This window comes from Antribacter gilvus (assembly GCF_003946865.1).
GTDB lineage: Bacteria > Actinomycetota > Actinomycetes > Actinomycetales > Cellulomonadaceae > Antribacter > Antribacter gilvus.
The window spans coordinates 22,383-39,949 of the sequence record NZ_QXTH01000001.1 but is presented as its reverse complement, the minus strand read 5'-3'; the positions used below and the strand labels follow the sequence as shown (position 1 = coordinate 39,949).

The following is a 17,567-nucleotide window of genomic DNA, read 5'->3' as shown; positions in this document are numbered from 1 at the left end:
CGGGAGGGTCAGGAACGGCCAGATGGCGCGGGTTTGGAGGGGGTGCGGGGATGACTGTCGGAGCCATTGATGCGGACCGCTCCGTGCCCGCGATGACCGCCGTGCCGGTCGCGTCGATGCCGGTCGCGTCGATGCCGGTCGCGTCGATGCCGGTCGCGTCGATGCCGGTCGCGTCGATGCCGGTCGCGTCGATGCCGGTCGTGTCGATGCCGGTCGTGCCTGTGCCGGTCGCGTCCGTGCCGGTCGTGCGTGGTGGGGTGGTGCCCGTGGCGCGGTCGTTGGAGGTCGTGCTCGCGGACCTGGAAGCGGTCGCGGGCGAGCTGGTCAGCGTCGCCGGGCCGGGCGCGCTGGACGTCCTGGACGTCGCGGGCGGGCTGGTCGTGTCCCGGCTTGTCGGTGCCGGTGCCCGCCTGCGGGCGGTGACCGGGCGGTTGGATGCGTTGCGTCTGTCGTTCCTGCCTCGCATCGAGGCCGACGGCCGCTGGGGCATCGGCCCCGGAGCCGGCGCCAGGTCGTTCGCGACCTGGCTGGCGATGGTTCAGAACATCAGCCCGGCGACCGCCCGACGTGAGGTGAGGGTCGCCCGCGTCCTGGACCAGGACCTGCCCGCCACCCAGGCTGCGGCCCTGGCCGGGACCATCGGCCCCGACCACCTCACCATCCTGGTCAACGGCGCCCCGACCAGCCCGGCCCGCAAGACCGCCCTGACCACACCCGTCCCCGGCCCCGACAGCGCGCCCGACCCGGACCCGGGTGACCAGGGCACGGGCGACGAGGGCGCAGGGGACGGTGGTGCGGCGGACGGGGGCGCGGTTGCCGGGGGCGGGCCGGTCACGGGTGAGGTGTTCCTCCTTGCCCAGGCCGCCGCCCACCGCCCCGACCGGTTCCGGCGCCTGGTCGCCCGGTTCGCCGCCGTGAGCGACCCCGACGCGGACGAACGCGGCTACACCCACACCAAGGACCGCGAGCACCTGGAGGTGTCCAAGACGTTCGGCGGGTACCACCTGACCGGGTTCCTCACCGACGAGCACGGCCTGACCCTGACCACCGCCCTAAGCTCCGTCATGGGACCCCCCACCCCCGGCACCGGACGCACCACCACCCAACGCCGCGCCCAAGCCCTCGCCGACCTCGCCCGGATCGCCCTGGACAACGCCCACACCGGTTCTGGCGCAGCCGTCCGCCCCCACCTGACCGTCACCGTCTCCTGGACCGAACTCACAGCCCTCGCCACCACGGCAGGGGCCACCCCCACCCAGATCGCCGGCATCGCCGGGATCGGCGGGATCGGCAGCCTCGGCGGCGTCGGGACCACGAGCACGACCGGACCGGCCCCGGCACCGACCGGCGGAACCGGCAGGACCGGCAGGGCAGGCGGGACCGGCGGGACCGGCCGGATCGGCACCTCCGGCGGGGCGGTGTTCACCGAGACCGGGGTGCTGATCCCTCCGACCCTGCTCGCCAAGATCGCCTGCGACTCCCAGGTCACCCGCGTCATCTTCGGACCCGACTCCCAGGTCCTGGACGTCGGACGCACCAAGAGAACCATCACCGGCGAGCTCCGCCGCGCCGTCATCGCCCGCGACAAACACTGCACCTGGCCCGGCTGCGACCAACCACCCTCCCGCTGCGAAGTCCACCACGCGACACGCCACTGGGCCGCCGGAGGAGAAACCTCCGTCACCAACAGCGCCCTGCTCTGCTGGCACCACCACAACCACGTCGACACCACCCACATCACCATGACCCGACACAACAGCGAATGGACCTTCACCGACCCCCACGGCAACACCATCACCGACACCGGACCCTGGCAGCGAGACGACAGCGAGGGAGCGTGGAGGCGGCAGTGAGGCGCCGCCGCAGACCGCGCCGCCCGACCTTTCCACGCACGGGCCTCGGACACGCAGGCCCGGGCACGCGGGCCTGGGACACGCAGGCCGGGGGACGCGCGGGCGCGGGGCACGCGGGCCTGGGGACGCGCAGGACCAGTTCGGTCCCGCGAGGCTCAGCGCTTGCGGGCGGCCCGTTCGATGGCGAGCTCCAGCAGGGCAGCACTGGCCCTGCGCTTGCGGTCCGCGGGGTCAACAGTCAGGGCGTCACCGGCGTTCCCGCGCTGCTCGGACGGTGCGGTGGCCACGGTTGTGGCATACGCGGCGTGGTTCTCCATGGCGTCCTCCTGTCGACGGGGCGCTCAGGGTGGGCGCCTCTTCGTCTCATGGTCCGATGCCGTCGTTTCATCGGTGTTGCAGCCGTGGGACGTGAGCGTGACTGTTGCCCAAGGTCTGTTACGTCGGCCCCGCACACATACGTCGGTCCTGCACACACCGGCTTCCCGGGCCACACTGGCCAGGTGCTCGCCTCCCGCACAGCCCGTCGCGCTCTGGTCCGCATGACCCGCCCGGCGGACCACCGCACCGCGGCCCTCGCGGCGGCTCTCGTCCTGGTGTCCACGACGTGTGTCGCCTGCACGCCCCCGGCCGCCACCTCGCCGAACAGAGCCGCGCCGAGCTGGACCTCGCAGACCACCCCGCCCAGCACGCCGGCGCCGAGCACCACCATCGCGTCGTCAACCGGGGGGCCGTCGCCGACCGTGGTCCCGTCGCCGGCCAGCATCCCCACCCCGAACCCAGAACCAGTCCCCGCCTTCGAGGCGACCGTCTCGGCCCTGCCACCCGACGTGATCAATCGGATGACCGGCGTGTCCTGGCGGGACGGCTGCCCCGTCCCGCTGAGCGACCTGCGGTACCTCACTCTCACGCACCGTACGTTCGAAGGCGGGACGGCCCAGGGCGAGCTGGTCGCGCACACGGAGGTGGCGGACAGCCTCGTGGAGGTGTTCCGGGACCTCTTCGACGCGCACTACCCGATCCGGTCGCTACGCCTGGTCGACGACTTCGGCGGGAGCGACGACGCCTCCATGGCGGCGGACAACACCTCCGCGTTCAACTGCCGCCCCGTGGCGGGCTCCACCCGGTGGAGCGAGCACGCGTACGGGCGGGCGATCGACGTGAACCCCGTCGAGAACCCGTGGGTGCGGGGGGACACGGTGGAGCCTCCGGCGGGGCGCCCCTACGTGCGGCGCCCCGCCGAGCCGGGCGTGATCCTGCCCGACGACGCGGTGGTGCGAGCCTTCCAGGCCGCCGGCTGGCTCTGGGGCGGGTCCTGGGAGTCGCCGAAGGACTACCAGCACTTCTCGACCACCGGCCGCTGAGCCCGGCACGCCCACCCCTCACCCATCCCGCCCCAGCCCGTCACGCCCCAGTCCGTCCCGCTTCAGCCCGTCCCGCCCCAGCCCGTCACCCCTCCGCCGCGAGCGCCTTGCGCCACGTGAGCCGGCCGCCGGTCTGCAGGAGCGCGCCGCGGTAGGCCCGCTCGCACACGAGCACGGACGCCGCAGTGAACGCCGCCATGATGACGAGCGACACCGCGGGCTCCCACCAGAGCGCCTCACCGGCGAGCACGCGCACCGGCATGGAGACGATGGACGTCAGCGGCACGTAGGACAGGACCACTTCGAGGACGCCTTCGGCGGAGAACGTCACGATGTAGATGCCGATGAGGAGGAACATGACCGGCCCGGTGGTGTGCTGGAGGTCCTCGGTCCGGGAGGCCAGTGCACCGGCCACTGCGTACAGGGCCGCCACCGCGAGGAAGCCCACGGTGAAGAACACGACGAACCAGATCAGCGAGGCGGACACCGACGGCAGGATGGTGGACAGGTCGGTGAACGACAGCCCGATCAGCCCCACAGCCGCGAACAGCAGGTTCTGCGCCAGGGCGATCACCGAGCTGCCAAGGATCTTGCCCGCGAGCACGTGCCGCAGGGGCACCGCGGTGGCGATGATCTCGGCGAGCCGTGACTGCTTCTCCTCGATGACGCTCCCGGCGATCATCGTGCCGGAGCCGATCGTGCCGAGGTAGAACAGGAACGCGAGGACGAATCCCGCGATGAAGACGACCTGCGGGTCGATCGCGTTGCCGTCCAGGCGCTGGGTGTCGAGCGTGGCGCCCGCGGACAGCGCGTCCATCGTGGTGCCGGCCTCCGCTGCGTTGGCGGCGATCGTCTGTGTCTCGACGGTGCTGGTCAGCAGCTGCGACAGCCCCGAGTCGGGCTCACGCCAGCCGGAGAGGGTCCAGCCCTCCTCGCCAGACTCGACGCCGGACGCCTCGCCCGCCGCCTCGCCCGACTGCAACCACGCGTCAGCGTCCTCCTCCTCGAGCACGGCACGGGCGGCGTCATCGTCGGCCACCTCGAGGGCCTCGACGACGACCTTCTGATCGGCCTCCGCCGCCGCGTCGTCCGCCCCCTCCACGGCGGCCAGGGCCGCGGTGTCGCCCGCGGTGACGGCCACGGTGAACGTGTCCGTCTTGCTGCTCTGCCAGGCGAAGAAGCCGGTCAGGCCGGCGATCATCACCAGCGAGATGACGAGACCCATCAGGAACGACTTGTTGAGCGCCCGGACCACGATCTCGCGGTTCATGACGATCAGCCAGGCGCCACGGTTCCCGTGCCCGACGCCGTTGCTCGCCTCGGGCGCGGCCGTCGCCCCGGTCTGTGGCCGGTTCGTCGTGGCGGTCATGCTGTCACCTCGCGGTAGATCTGGGCCAGGGTGGGCCGGACGGGCGTGAACTCGTGGACCGGGCCACGCTCCAGGGCGGTGGTCAGGAGGAGCTGGGCGGCGTCGTCGTCGGAGAGCTCGACGAGCGCCTCCGGGCCGTCGACGTCGATCGCGTGGACGCCCTGCACGCCGCGGACCCAGCCGGCGTCGGCGCCCACGACCAGGCGGTGCCGCACGGCGCCGGCCCGCTGGAGCTCGGCCGGTGCGCCGGAGGCGACGACCTGGCCCTGCTTCAGGATCACGAGGCGCTCGCACAGCCGCTCGACCAGGTCGAGCTGGTGCGAGCTGAAGAGCACCGGCACACCCCGCGCGGTGTGCTCACGCAGCAGCTCCACCATGCTCTCGACGGCTGCCGGGTCGAGGCCGCTGAACGGCTCGTCGAGAATCAGGGCGCGCGGGGACCCCATGAGCGCGGCGATGATCTGCACGCGCTGCTGGTTGCCGAGCGACAGCTTCTCCACGTGGTCCTTCGCCCGTCCGGCGAGCCCGAGACGCTCCAGGTGGTCCAGCACCTCGGCCCGGGCGGCGGGGGCGGCGATGCCGCGGAGGCGCGCCAGGTAGACGAGCTGGTCGAGCACGGGCTGCTTCGGGTAGAGGCCGCGCTCCTCGGGCATGTAGCCGAAGGCCCGGCGGTCGTCCTGCGTGACCGGCCGGCCGTCGAAGCGCACGTCGCCACCCGTGATCGCGAGCACGCCCATGATCATGCGCATCGTGGTGGTCTTGCCCGCGCCGTTCCCGCCGACGAAGCCCGTGAGCAGGCCGGACGGCGCGGTGAAGGAGACGCGGTCGACCGCCCGCACCGGGGCGTCCGACGGAGAGCCGGCCGGGGCGCCGAAGACCCGCGTGAGGTCGATGACCTCGAGGTCGGCGCCGGGCCTGCTGGGTGGTGTGGTCATGACGCCCACGCTAGGCGTGCGGGTCTGCGGACGGATCCGCCGCGGGGCGGAACGCGAGCCTCCCCCTCGGGGCGGAGCGACGAGCCGGGCGGTGTCGTCAGACGAGGCCGCAGCGGTGGGCCAGCACCACTGCCTGGACGCGGTCGCGCAGCTGCAGCTTGGCGAGGAGGTTCGACACGTGGGTCTTGACCGTCGCCTCGCCGAGGAAGAGCGTCGTGGCGATCTCCGCGTTCGACAGGCCGGTGCCGATCAGGACGAGCACCTCTCGCTCGCGCGGGGTCAGGCCTGCGACGCGCGGGTCCACCTCACGCGGCGGCCGTTCGGTGACCGGGGCGGGCCGTCCGGCGTCGGGCGCCGTGGGGTTCTCGCCGGAAGCGACCATCTGCTGGATGACGCGCCGCGTCACCTGTGGCGCGAGGAGCGCGTGCCCGGCGGCAACCGTCCGGACCGCCTCCACGAGGTGGTCGGCGTCCGAGTTCTTGAGCAGGAAGCCCGACGCCCCGGCGGCCAGCCCGTCGAAGACGTACTCGTCGTGGTCGAACGTGGTCAGGACCAGCACCTTCGCCAGGTCCTCCGCGACGATCCGCCGCGTGGCCTCGATCCCGTCCATGACGGGCATCTGCACGTCCATCAGCACCACATCGGGCCGCAGGGTCCGCGCGAGCTCCACGGCGGCGGCCCCGTCGGCGGCCTCACCAGCCACCTCGATGTCGTCCTCCACCGAGAGGATGAGGGCGAACCCGGAACGGACGAGGTGCTGGTCGTCGACGAGGAGGACCCGCACGGGAGCGTCGGGCCTGGTCACGAGCAGTCCTCGGGCAGCGGGAGGCGCACGCGTACACGGTAGCCGCCGGTGACACGAGGGCCGATCTCGGCGATCCCGCCGTGCGTCGCCACCCGTTCACGGATCCCCAGCATCCCCAGGCCCGAGCCGGACGTGCCGGAGCGGGGGCGGCCGCCGTCGAGCACCTCGACCTCGGCGAAGCCGTGCGGGAAGCGTTCCGTACCCCCGGGTCCCGCCGCGCCGGGGCGGCGGTCCACGCGGACGACGACGGTCGCGCTACGGGCCGTCGAGTGCCGCCGCACGTTCGCGAGCGCCTCCTGGGTGGTGCGGTACAGGCTGAGGCCCACTGGTGCGGGGACCGTCTTTGCCGCCCTCTCCGGCTCCTCGACCAGGCGGTATGCGACCTGGAGCCCGTCGTCGGCATCGGCGAGGCGCGCGATGTCGTCGAGTCCGGGCTCGGGGGCCCGGTTCTCCCCGCGAGGCCGCGGCGCGGCCGGGTCGGCCTGCGCCGCGCCCGGCGCCGTGCCCGGCGCGGCGCCCGCGCCCGCCACCGCGCCCAGGCGCACGCCCTCGCCCGCACCCCCGCCATCACCCGAGCCCGCACCGCCCAGGGCCGACGACGTCCCGCCGGCCCCCACGTCCGGCGGGCCGGCCCGGTCCAGGTCGCGCAGGGTGCCGAGCAGGCCGCGCATCTGGCTGACGGCGTCGCGCGACGCGACCTCGATCGTGGCGAGCGGTGCGGCGGCGGCGTCCGGGTCGCGGGCGAGGAGCCGCCGGGCGGCGGCGGCCTGGATGCCGATGACGGACACGTGGTGCGCCACGACGTCGTGCAGCTCGCGGGCGATCCGCAGCCGCTCGGCCACGACTGCCTGCTGCTGGAGCTCGACGGTCTGCCGTTCGATCGTGGCCGCCTGCTCGGCGAGCTGCTGACGGCGGCGGGCGGCGTGCCACATGTGCTGCCCGGCGGCGAACGCCCCGCCGAAGTAGGCGACGTTCGTGAGCCACAGGTAGACGGTGTACGCCACGAACGGGCCGAAGAGACCTGGTTGCTCCGGCCCCACCTCGTCGAGCCAGGCGGCGAGCCCGGCGTCCACCCCGAACTGCCAGGCGAGCCATCCCAGCATCGCCAGGATCGCGCCGCTGACCACCACGAGCATGGCCCGCCGGTCGCGGGCCCACGCCACCGCGGTGAACAGGGCGATGAAGTACACCACCTGCAGCGGCATGAGCGCCGACACCATCGGCACGGTGAGCCCCACACCGAGGAAGTGGGCGTAGACCACCATCAGGACGAGGAGCGGGAACCGACGACGCCACGCGAGCGGGAGGGCGCCCGCCGCCGCGAGCAGGTAGATCAGCCAGACCGGGTGGTCCGTCTCCTCGAAGTAGCCGAAGCTGCGGCCCAGCTCCGCACCGAACACGGCCAGGGCGGTGAGGATCCCCGCGAGGTAGAAGTCGTTGCGGTAGGCGCCGGCCGGTGGCACGCGCTCCCAGTCGACGTCCACGCCGAACCACTCGAGGGCGCGCTCGGTGAGGCGGGGTCTGGTGCTGAGAGCGGTCGGGCGGTCCACCCCGCCACCCTAGGTTCGGGCGGCGGGGCGGCGCCTCCCCCTCGCGACGGAACCTGCCCTCGTGAGGGAACCTGCCTTCGTGAGCGACCCCGACCGCTACGTCAGATGGTCGAAGTCACCCCGGGTCCAGGCCGCGTGCCGCTCGGCGGAGCGGAGGACCACCTCGCGGGCATCGCTCTCGATGACGCCCTCGAAGTTGTTGTAGAGGCGGTCGTACGGAAACCGCGCCACGTGCGCGGCCACCCGCTGGGCCACGGCGCCGGACAGCGGCAGACGGTTCGGGTACGACCGCATGAAGCTGACGGACTTCCGGTCCGGGTTCGGGAAGATGGCGTCACCGGCGAGGATGACGCCGCGGCCCTCCGCCCCGGCGGCCCAGTGCACCACCGCGCTGCCCGGGAAGTGCCCGCCCGGCTGGGTCAGCGTGACACCGGGCAGGATCTCCCGGTCCTCCTTCCAGGTCTCCACGACCGAGGCCGTCCGGGCCAGCCAGCCCGCGTCCGCCTCGCTGACCAGGACGGGGACGTCGCCGAGCCGTCGGCTCCACTCCACCTGCAGGCCGTACATGTGCGGGTGGCTCGCCACGACCGCCGCGACCGGGCCGAGCGCCCGTACCGCGGCGACCGCAGCGTCGTCCACGAAACCCGTCGGGTCCCAGAGGAGGTTGCCGGCGTCGGTGCGCAGGAGCTTCGCCTGCTGGCCGATCCCCACGACCGGCGGCTGCACCGTCAGCGCCGTGAGGTTCGGCTCCAGCTCGGAGAGCTCCACGCGGGCGCCCGCCGCGGCGAGCTCGTCGAGCGTGGTCCACTGCTGGCCGTCGGCGGGCACCCACTGCCGCTCGTCGGCACAGATGGCGCACACGTCCGGGCGCTCGTCGTGCTCCACGCCGCACGTGCGGCAGATCCAGAACGTCATTGCTCTCTCCTGTGTCGAAGCGACTGTCACGTCAACAACAACGCACGCCCGGGTGAGCGTCCTGCTCCGCGTACCTCGTCCGCCAGTATTCGCCGACGTCGGGCACGGGCGCACCCGGGTGGGCACGTCGCAGGTGCGCCACGTAGCGCTCGTAGTCGTTCTCGCCGAGGACGCCCTTGACGTACCAGGTCAGGGCGCGCCAGGCACGGCCGGGGCTCATGCGTGCGTCCCCGTCCGCGCGGCCTCGGGGTTCTCGTCGAGATAGTCGGCCCACTCGGCGGCGACCTCCCTCTCGGCGTCGGTGGCGACGAGCCCGGACGGCGCGAAGAGCGCGGACGGCACGGCGGGCTCCTCCGTGGTGGGCAGGCCACCTGCCCGGATCGCCTTGACCCACACCACCACCGCCGCGAGGACCACCACGACGACGAGCAGCGCGAACACGATCGAGAGCGTGCCCTGGACGAAGGTGTTCCGGATGACGGCGTCCATCGCCTCCGGCGTGGTGGCGGTGCCGAAGCTCGTCTCGCCGGCGTCCCGGGCCTGGCGGAAGGCGGTGTGCTGCGCCCAGTACCCGATCGCCGGGACGTCGGAGAAGATCTTCTGCCACGAGGCGGTCAGCGTGACGGCGAGGTCCCAGAGCAGCGGCACGCCGGGGATCCACGCCCACCGGAGCAGGCCCTTCTTGATGAGCACCGTGGTGACGAGGGCCAGGGCCATGGCGGCCAGCAGCTGGTTGGCGATGCCGAACAGCGGGAACAACGTGTTGATGCCGCCGAGCGGGTCGGTGACGCCCATGAGGAGGATCGCCCCCCAGAGGCCGCAGACCACGACCGAGCAGACCCACGCACCGACGCGCCACGACGGGTCGCGGAACCGGCGCAGGGGGCCGCCCACGTTGCCGAGCGTGTCGGACAGCATGAACCGGGCCACGCGCGTCCCGGCGTCGACGGTGGTGAGGATGAACAGGGCCTCGAACATGATCGCGAAGTGGTACCAGAAGGCGATCATCCCGGAGCCGCCCAGGAACGAGCCGAGGATCTGGGCCATGCCGAACGCGAGGGTCGGGGCGCCGCCCGTCCGGGAGACGATCGACTCCTCGTCCACGCTGTCGGCGGCACCCTGGATGTCCGCCGCGGTCGCGGGGGCACCCGAGAGCCCGAGGCCGTTCACGTACTCGGCGGCCGACGCCGCCTCGCCACCCGTGAGCCCGGCCGGGGCGTTCATCGCGAAGTACAGGTGCTGGTCGATGGAGACGGCCGTGACCAGCGCCATGATCGCCACGAACGACTCGGTGAGCATGCCGCCGTAGCCGATGAGCCGGAGCTGGCTCTCCTTCTCCACCAGCTTGGGCGACGTTCCGGACGAGATCAGCGCGTGGAACCCGGACAGGGCGCCGCACGCGATGGTGATGAAGAGGAACGGGAAGAGGGCACCGGCGAACGCGGGCCCGTTGCCCTCGAGCGCGAACGACGACACCGCGGGCGCCTGGACCACCGGCTGCGCGATGAGCACCCCCACGGCGAGGAGAACGATGGTGCCGACCTTCATGAAGGTGGACAGGTAGTCGCGCGGCGCCAGCAGGAGCCACACCGGCAGCACCGAGGCGAGGAAGCCGTACCCCGTGATGAGCCAGGCGAGGGTCACCTTGTCGAGCGTGAAGAGTGCGACGCCCCAGCCTGTGGAGGCCACCCAGCCGCCCGCCACGATCGCGAGGATCAGCAGGACGACGCCGATGAGCGACACCTCGGCCACCCTGCCCGGGCGCCAGAACCGCAGGTACACCCCCATGAAGAGGGCGATCGGGATGGTGCAGCCCACGGAGAAGACGCCCCACGGGGACTCGGCGAGCGCGTTGACCACCACGAGGGCGAGCACCGCGATGAGGATGATCATGATGACGAAGACGCCGATCAGGCCGGCGACGCCGCCGACCGTGCCGACCTCGTCGCGGATCATCTGCCCGAGGGAGCGCCCGCGCCGGCGGGTCGACAGCCAGAGCACGAGGTAGTCCTGGACACAGCCCGCGAGCACGCCGCCGATGATGATCCAGAGCGTCCCCGGCAGATAGCCCATCTGCGCGGCGAGGACCGGCCCGACGAGCGGCCCTGCCCCGGCGATGGCGGCGAAGTGGTGCCCGAAGAGCACGCGCCGGTCGGTGGGCGCGAAGTCGCGGCCGTTCTCGTGCTGCTCCGCCGGGGTGGCCCGCGAGTCGTCCGGGCGCACCACCTTGTACTCGATCAGGCGCGCGTAGAAGCGGTACGCGATGACGTAGGTGCCGACGGCCGCGAGCACGAAGTACGCGGCGTTCACGTCCTCGCCGCGCAGGATCGCGACGAGCGCCCAGGCGACCCCAGCGACGAGCCCGATGACCGCGAACAGGATCTTCTTGCCGGGAGTCATGGGTCGCCGGTCGACGATCGCGACCGGGGGCAGCCCGGGATCTGTCCGGACCTTCTCAACAAGCTCAGGTGAGCGCACGGCGGCCTCCTTGCCGGGTGGACCACGAGGGTGAAATGTTCCGCCCACACCCTAGAACCGGGCAAGGATGAGGTAAAGCACAAACCTCACGAGGCGCGACCCCGAAATCCTTGACCATCGCGATCCGAGGGCTCGCCACCATGTGGGAGGGTGCTCCCGTGACCGACCTGACGACACGCCGCCATCCGGCCGTGCCCGCCCTGCGCCTGATCGCCGCCATGCTGGTCTCGGCGTCGGCAGTGCTCCTCTTCGCGGTGCACGTGCGCCCGATCGCCTACGTGCCGCTGGTGGCCGGGATCCTGCTGGGCCTGGCGGTGGACCGTGCGCTCGGCCGCGACCTGGCGCTGATCGGGGTGGGCCTGGGGATCATCTCCTCGATCTCCCTGGAGGCCGACCTCACCGACGAGGGCATCCAGCGCTTCGCCGTCGTGCTGATCGCGTCCGTGGTGGTCCCGTGGGCCCTGTCCCGGTACGTGTTCCGGCAGGACACCATCCAGTTCCCGCTGATCACGCACCGGCGCTGGGGCCGCGGTCAGTGGACGTACCTGCTGATCGTGGTGGCTGTCGGGTACCTGATCCTGCCCTTCTACTTCCTCGGCTCCGGCGCGTACCTCAACTGGCCGGATCTCGAGGGGTCGCAGGACATCTGGCGGCTGCTGATGGGCGTCAACGCCGTGGGCATCTGGGACGAGCTGTTCTTCGTCTGCGTCGCCTTCGCCCTCTACCGCAAGCACTTCGGGCTGTGGACGTCGAACTTCCTCCAGGCGGCGATCTTCGTGTCGTTCCTGTGGGAGCTCGGCTACCGCGAGTGGGGCCCGCTCCTCACCATCCCGTTCGCGCTGGTCCAGGGCTGGATCTTCGCGAAGTTCAAGGACCTGGCCTACGTCGTGACCGTCCACCTGCTGTTCGACGTCGTGGTGTTCATGGTGCTGGTGCACGGCCACCACCCGCAGCTCTTCGACATCTTCATCACCGCGCCGAAGTAGCGTCGAAGCAGGCGGGTCAGTCCGACTTCGCGAACATCTTCGGCCCGAGCAGCTCGCGGAGCCGCTCGAGCTGCGCCTCGGTCTCCGCCTTCTCCGCCTCGGCCAGCGCGACCAGCTCGTCGTCCTCACCTGCGTAGATCTCGTCCCCGGCCAGGGTGACCGCCCCGTCGTGGTGCCGGATCAGCCCGTCGAGCAGGTGCAGCTCGAACAGCGTGCCCTCCAGCCCGGCGACGACCTCCACCTGCTCGGGAGACAGCATCCCGTGCGGCGGGGCGTCGGCCCCGTGCTCGTGCCCGCCGACGACGGTGCGGGGTCCTGAGCCCTCCTCCGGCGCCTCCTCGGCAGCGAGCGCCAGCGCCGACGACGCGGCGTCCGGCACCGGGATGCCCCGGTCCCGCAGCCAGGTGCCGAGCTCCTCGATCCGGGTCGACGACACCTCCGTGATCTCGTCGGCCATCGCCAGGATCTCGGGGTCCTCGGTGCGGCCCTGCGCGAGGGACGCGAGCTCGACGGCCTGGGCGTGGTGCACGAGCATGACGTCGGCGTAGATCGCGTCGGACTCCGAGTAGCCGGCGGCCTCCTGCCGGGCGGGGACGCTCACGCCGAGCCAGAGGTACAGCCCCGCGTTCAGTGCCACGCCGATGGCCAGGACGATCAGCACGGCCTTGAGGCGTCGCCGCCACAGCGGCACGGGAGCCTCGTCGCTGCCCGACGCCGGTCGCTCGCTCTCGGCGTCAAGGTCCGGCTCGGTCAGGGGCTCGTCAGGCCGCGGGAGTGTGGTCACGTGCGGAAGCGTCGCACAACGGTCAAGCCGAGGGAAGACGCCGGGCAAGAAGTACGGGATACCCCGTGCTCGGCGCCGTCCCTCGGCTCGGTCGTGCTCAGCCTGTCAGGAGCAGCAGGTCAGGAGTGGAACTTCTCCTGCATCTGCGGGTTGAACTCACGGTTCCACATGTTCGGCTTCTGCTTCGGCACGACCTCGTCAGAGATCTCGAGGACGTCGAAGCCCTTCTGGATGTCGTTCGAGAAGACGTAGCCGTTGTAGTAGTACGCCGACCAGCTGCCGCCGACGATCAGCCGCTCCGTGGAGAGCGGGCCGCGGTCGAACCACGCCAGCTCCACCGGGTTCTCGGAGTCGGTGAAGTCGTACACGGAGATGCCGCCCTGGTACCAGGCCTGGACCATGAGGTCGCGGCCCTTCACCGGGATGAGCGAGCCGTTGTGGGCCACGCAGTTCTCGGTGTTCGTGTTGGTGCGCGAGATCTTGTAGTAGCTCTTGAAGTCGAGCTCGCCGTCCACGATGTCGTAGATGCCGTTGGCGCCCCGCGTGGAACCGACGGTCGGGTTGCAGGTGGCCGCACCGCCACCGCCGAGCTCGTCGGTGAAGACCACCTTGGTGGCGTCGTTGTTGAACGTCGCGGAGTGCCAGAAGGCGAAGTTCGTGGTGTCCCGGACCGAGTCGATCACCACGGGGTGCTCGCGGTCGGAGATGTCCATGATGATGCCGTCACCCATGCAGGCACCGGCGGCGAGGTCCTTCTCCGGGAACGCGGTGATGTCGTGGCAGCCGCTCGTCGCGGACGTGTTGAAGCCCTGCTCGTTCCGGCCGCCGGGGTGGCCGCCGTCCGGGAAGAGCGCGGGAGCCGCCACGACCTCGGCCGCCGCCGGGTCCTTCACCGGGATCTTCACGATCGAGATGAGGTCGTGCGGCGGCTGGCAGTCGAGCGCGGCAAGGCTCGGGCTGTACGACGACACGTACGCGTACAGCGTCTGCCCGTCGCGGGTCGGGGCGAGCGTGTGGGTGTGCGAGCCGCACGCCGTCTCGACGGCCGACACGTAGACGGGGTTGAGGGGGTCGGAGATGTCGAAGATCTTCACGCCCTCCCACGAGTCCTTGATCGTGACGCTCTGCGTCGTGCTCTCGCAGGAGTCGTCGGACCGGGAGGAGTCGGTCGAGAGGACCAGGATGTCCTTGTAGACCGAGATGTCGTTCTGCGAGCCGGGACACACGACCTGAAGGGCCTGGACGGGTGCCGTCGGGTCGCTGATGTCGTAGACGGTGAAGCCGCCGTAGTTCCCGGCGAAGGCATAGTCGCCCGAGAAGGCGAGGTCGGAGCCGTACTGCCCCTCCGGGACGAACGCCCCGTTCTTGGGGATGTTGGCGAGCAGCTCGATGTTGTCCGAGGCCACGTCGCCCGGCTGGTCGAGGAGCGGGAGGACGGACGAGTCGTCGAGGGCAGCGATGACCTCGGCGGCGGAGCCGCCCGCGGTGTCTCCGGGCTCCGCGTAGACGGGGGCGGCGGCGGCGAAGGAACCGACCAGCAGTGCCGTGCTCAGTGCACCGGCAGCGACTCCGGATCTCACGGTTGAACGACGCACAGTCGTCACACCTCCTTGGTAGGGTCCAGCGAGTCTCGCCCTCTAATTGCCCGAAGAAAAGGCTTTGGCGGGATTTTTTACACAGTAGTGACATTCGATCGGGAAGGATGGGATTCGTGCACACCTCCGCGGGCCGACGTCGGCCCCTCGCCCCGCTCCTGCCCCTCGCCCTCCTGAGCGTGGTCGCTCTGACCGGGGCGTGCACCGCCCAGGGCGACGAGACCTCGAAGCCGAGCTCCGTCGTCGTGCAGCCGGGGAGGCCTGGTGAGGCCGCGACCACCATCTCGCCCGAGGACTTCGACGGTGTGGATGACCCGTACAGCGAGTGGAACGACGCGGACGTCGAGTTCGTGACGGTGATGATCGACCACCACGCGCAGGCGCTCGAGATGTCAGCGCTGGCGCCCGGGCGCGCGTCGTCCGAGCAGGTGCGGACCTTCGCCGAGCGGATCGAGGGCGCCCAGGCGGGCGAGATCCACGCCCTCGCGGCCTGGCTGGAGGCACGCGGCCTTCCCGTCCCCGTGGCCGCGGAGGCGGCCGACGGCACGGGTCCGCGGACGCCGTCGGACGCGGGGCACGGCCACGCCGGGATGCCCGGCGCGGTGTCGGCCGAGGAGCTGGCGAACCTGGAGGCGGCGAGCGGGACCGAGTTCGACCGGGCGTTCCTCGAGCTGATGATCCGCCACCACCGGGGTGCGGTGGAGATGGCGCACACGGTGGTCGCCGAAGGGACCGACGTCTACGCCGGCGAGATGGCGGACGAGACCGCGGCGGGACAGACGGCGGAGATCGACCGCATGGAGGACCTCCTCGCAGGGATGTAGCCCCGCGCCGGGCCGGCGCGGTGGGTACACAACGCTGTGGGTACACAGATGGTCGTCTTCCGAAGCCGGAAGGCGACCATCTGTGTACCCACAGCGTGTGCGCCGGGAGGGTCAGGCCCGGCGGCGGAGTGCCAGGCCCACGGCCGCGGCCAGCAGACCGAGGACTGCGAGCGCGCCGCCCGCCGGGGGGACCACGCCCGCGGTACCCGTCCCGGCCGAGGCCCTCAGGGTCCCGGTGCCGTCGACCAGCGTGCCGGTCCCGTCCGCCAGGGTGACGGCGCCCTGGGCCAGGTCGCCGCTGCCGTCGGCGAGGTCGGCGGCGCCGTCGGCCAGGTCGCCCGCGCCGGCGGAGAGCTTCTGCGCGCCCGTGTCGAGAGCGTTGGCGCCCTCCGCGAGGGTGCCCGTGCCCTCGGCGAGCGTGCCGAGACCGGTGCTGAGCTGGAGCGCGCCGTCCTCCGCCTCGCCGAGCTTGAGGGCGAGCCGGTCGGCGCCGTCGGCGAGCGTCTGCGACTTGGTCACCTTCGGCACCACCCGGTCGCGGATCTCGATCACCCCGGCGTCAACCTCTCCCAGGCCGCCCTGGAGGCCGGCGAGACCGCCGGAGATCTGGTGGGCGCCTGCCTGGAGCTGAGGCGCCCCGGCACCGAGCTCCGAGGCCCCCGCGTCGAGGAGGACGGCACCCGAGCGGAGGTCCGCCGCCCCCGACTCGAGCTGCCGCGCACCGGTGAGAGCATCGGCTGCGCCGGCACGCACGCCGGCCGCGCCGACCTTGACCTTCTCGGTGCCCGCTGCGAGCTGGGCCGCCCCTGCGGCGGCGCCCTGTGCACCCCCACGGAGCGTGGCGGCGCCCACCGCCAGGCCCCCCGTCTCGTGCCGGATGCCGCCGAGGACCGCTGCCGTGCCGCCCTTGGCAGCAGCGGCTCCGGCTGCCGTCGCGGCCGACCCGTCGCGGAGCGCCTCCGCCGAGGCGGCGAGCGCCTCGAGCTGTGCCTTGAGCGCAGGGTCCGTGGCGCTCGTCGCGAGTGCACGGAGGTTCGTCGCGAGAGCGGCGTTCCCGTCCCGCACGTTCGCGGTGCCGGCCACGAGCGAGCCGAGCCCGGCGTCGACCTGGGCGACGCCTGCATCGACCGTGGCGACACCTCCGACGATCCGGTCGGCACCGGCCGCGAGCACGGTCGTCCCCGCCGCGAGCGCGTCGGCGCCGGCGTCCGTGTCAGCCGCGCCGGCCGCCAGCTGTGCCGAGCCGGCGCCCAGGGCGCCCAGCCCGTCGACGAGGTCGGACGAGCCGACGGCGAGGCGGCCGGCTCCTGCGGCCAGCTGGTCGGCGCCCCCGACGAGGCTGGGCGTCTTGGCCACCAGGGTGTCGATACCTCCGGCGAGCTGCTCCGCGCCTCCGCGGAGCTGGCCGGCGCCGGTGAGGAGCTGGCCGGTCCCCGCCGCGATCTTCGTCGACCCGGCCGCGAGGTCGCGGACGTCGGTGGCCGTCTCGGCGGTGCCGTCGGCGATCTTGAGGGCACCGTCCCTGAGGAGGGCCGTGCCGTCGGCCAGCTTCTGGGACCCGGCGAGCGCGGTCTGGGCGCCCCCGTCCAGCTCCCAGGCTCCCGTGGTCAGCTTCGCCGTGCCGGCGGTCACCTCGACGGTGCCCGCAGCGAGGGTGCTCGCGCCCTCGGCGAGACGGCCTGCGCCGTCGGACACCTGGTCGGCGCCGTCCGCGAGCTCGGAGGCTCCCGCCTGGAGGTCGCCTGCGCCGGAGTCGAGCTTGGCGGCGCCGGTGGCGAGCTGTCCGTTGTAGACCAGCAGGAAGCCCACGAGCACGACCATGGCCAGCGTCAGGAGCACGAGCCCCGCGATGCTCAGGGCTGTGGATGCCGGTCTCGGTCGGCGCGCAAAGGGGTTGGCGTGGTTCGCCATCTTTCCGTCCTCTCGTCGCGGCTCCATCGCCGCGGTGCAGGTACGTCCGGCGCGAGATCGGCGCCGTAGCCCGCCGACTCTGGCGGGACTCCTGATACCCGGGGTACCGGGAACCTCTGAGAAGTGAACGTACCCATCGGCACGCCGGGAGGGAACCGTTCCGAGGCCTCTTATTGATCACAATTCAGTAATGGTTCCGCA

Annotated in this window: 15 protein-coding genes; 4 read left to right on the top strand and 11 right to left on the bottom strand. The window is 72.1% G+C overall.

Annotated elements, in window-relative coordinates:
* Nucleotides 1-50: 50 nt before the first annotated feature.
* Complete coding sequence (locus D1350_RS00160) at nt 51-1,853, top strand: HNH endonuclease signature motif containing protein (protein ID WP_125772706.1); 1,803 nt, start codon at nt 51-53, stop codon at nt 1,851-1,853.
* Between the two features lie 155 nt (nt 1,854-2,008).
* Here the strand turns inward: D1350_RS00160 and D1350_RS23495 are convergent, their stop codons facing one another.
* Nucleotides 2,009-2,170, bottom strand: a complete 162-nt coding sequence (locus tag D1350_RS23495; protein WP_164544972.1) for a hypothetical protein — start codon at nt 2,168-2,170, stop codon at nt 2,009-2,011.
* A gap of 183 nt (nt 2,171-2,353) precedes the next feature.
* On the opposite strand from D1350_RS23495, the gene D1350_RS00155 reads away from it, so the two are divergent.
* Nucleotides 2,354-3,214 (top strand): M15 family metallopeptidase, encoded by an 861-nt coding sequence (locus tag D1350_RS00155; protein WP_240643781.1) that lies wholly within the window; start codon nt 2,354-2,356, stop codon nt 3,212-3,214.
* 85 nt (nt 3,215-3,299) lie between these two features.
* Here the strand turns inward: D1350_RS00155 and D1350_RS00150 are convergent, their stop codons facing one another.
* From D1350_RS00150 to D1350_RS00120, 7 genes are all read right to left on the bottom strand, one after another.
* Nucleotides 3,300-4,583, bottom strand: coding sequence for an ABC transporter permease (locus D1350_RS00150; protein WP_125772704.1), 1,284 nt, complete (start codon nt 4,581-4,583; stop codon nt 3,300-3,302).
* Nucleotides 4,580-5,518, bottom strand: coding sequence for an ABC transporter ATP-binding protein (locus D1350_RS00145; RefSeq protein ID WP_125772702.1), 939 nt, complete (start codon nt 5,516-5,518; stop codon nt 4,580-4,582). Before D1350_RS00145 ends, D1350_RS00150 begins: the two co-directional genes overlap by 4 nt.
* A gap of 97 nt (nt 5,519-5,615) precedes the next feature.
* Nucleotides 5,616-6,323 carry a response regulator gene (locus tag D1350_RS00140; RefSeq protein ID WP_125772700.1) on the bottom strand — a complete coding sequence of 236 codons (708 nt, stop codon included), beginning with the start codon at nt 6,321-6,323 and terminating at the stop codon, nt 5,616-5,618.
* Nucleotides 6,320-7,873, bottom strand: coding sequence for a sensor histidine kinase (locus tag D1350_RS00135; RefSeq protein WP_240643780.1), 1,554 nt, complete (start codon nt 7,871-7,873; stop codon nt 6,320-6,322). The genes D1350_RS00140 and D1350_RS00135 overlap by 4 nt, the downstream gene beginning before the upstream one ends.
* Nucleotides 7,874-7,969: 96 nt before the next feature.
* Nucleotides 7,970-8,788 (bottom strand): MBL fold metallo-hydrolase, encoded by an 819-nt coding sequence (locus D1350_RS00130; RefSeq protein ID WP_125772698.1) that lies wholly within the window; start codon nt 8,786-8,788, stop codon nt 7,970-7,972.
* A gap of 31 nt (nt 8,789-8,819) precedes the next feature.
* Nucleotides 8,820-9,008: a YbdD/YjiX family protein gene (locus D1350_RS00125; RefSeq protein WP_125772696.1), complete on the bottom strand. Its 189-nt coding sequence runs from the start codon at nt 9,006-9,008 to the stop codon at nt 8,820-8,822.
* Nucleotides 9,005-11,266, bottom strand: a complete 2,262-nt coding sequence (locus tag D1350_RS00120; protein ID WP_125772694.1) for a carbon starvation CstA family protein — start codon at nt 11,264-11,266, stop codon at nt 9,005-9,007. The genes D1350_RS00125 and D1350_RS00120 overlap by 4 nt, the downstream gene beginning before the upstream one ends.
* A gap of 140 nt (nt 11,267-11,406) precedes the next feature.
* On the opposite strand from D1350_RS00120, the gene D1350_RS00115 reads away from it, so the two are divergent.
* A complete protein-coding gene (locus D1350_RS00115; protein ID WP_125773859.1) occupies nt 11,407-12,252 on the top strand; it encodes a CPBP family glutamic-type intramembrane protease in 846 nt (281 codons plus the stop codon).
* Nucleotides 12,253-12,268: 16 nt separating this feature from the next.
* Here D1350_RS00115 and D1350_RS00110 read toward each other — a convergent pair whose 3' ends face one another.
* Both D1350_RS00110 and D1350_RS00105 read right to left on the bottom strand, forming a co-directional pair.
* A complete protein-coding gene (locus D1350_RS00110) occupies nt 12,269-13,036 on the bottom strand; it encodes a DUF305 domain-containing protein (protein WP_125772692.1) in 768 nt (255 codons plus the stop codon).
* 119 nt (nt 13,037-13,155) lie between these two features.
* Nucleotides 13,156-14,616, bottom strand: a complete 1,461-nt coding sequence (locus tag D1350_RS00105; protein WP_240643779.1) for an LVIVD repeat-containing protein — start codon at nt 14,614-14,616, stop codon at nt 13,156-13,158.
* 131 nt (nt 14,617-14,747) lie between these two features.
* Between D1350_RS00105 and D1350_RS00100 the strand changes: the two genes are divergently transcribed.
* Entirely contained in the window at nt 14,748-15,455 is a 708-nt protein-coding gene (locus D1350_RS00100) for a DUF305 domain-containing protein (RefSeq protein WP_206074370.1), read from the top strand.
* A 111-nt stretch (nt 15,456-15,566) separates the two neighbouring features.
* Here the strand turns inward: D1350_RS00100 and D1350_RS00095 are convergent, their stop codons facing one another.
* Entirely contained in the window at nt 15,567-17,366 is a 1,800-nt protein-coding gene (locus tag D1350_RS00095; RefSeq protein WP_164544971.1) for a hypothetical protein, read from the bottom strand.
* Between the last annotated feature and the right edge of the window lie 201 nt (nt 17,367-17,567).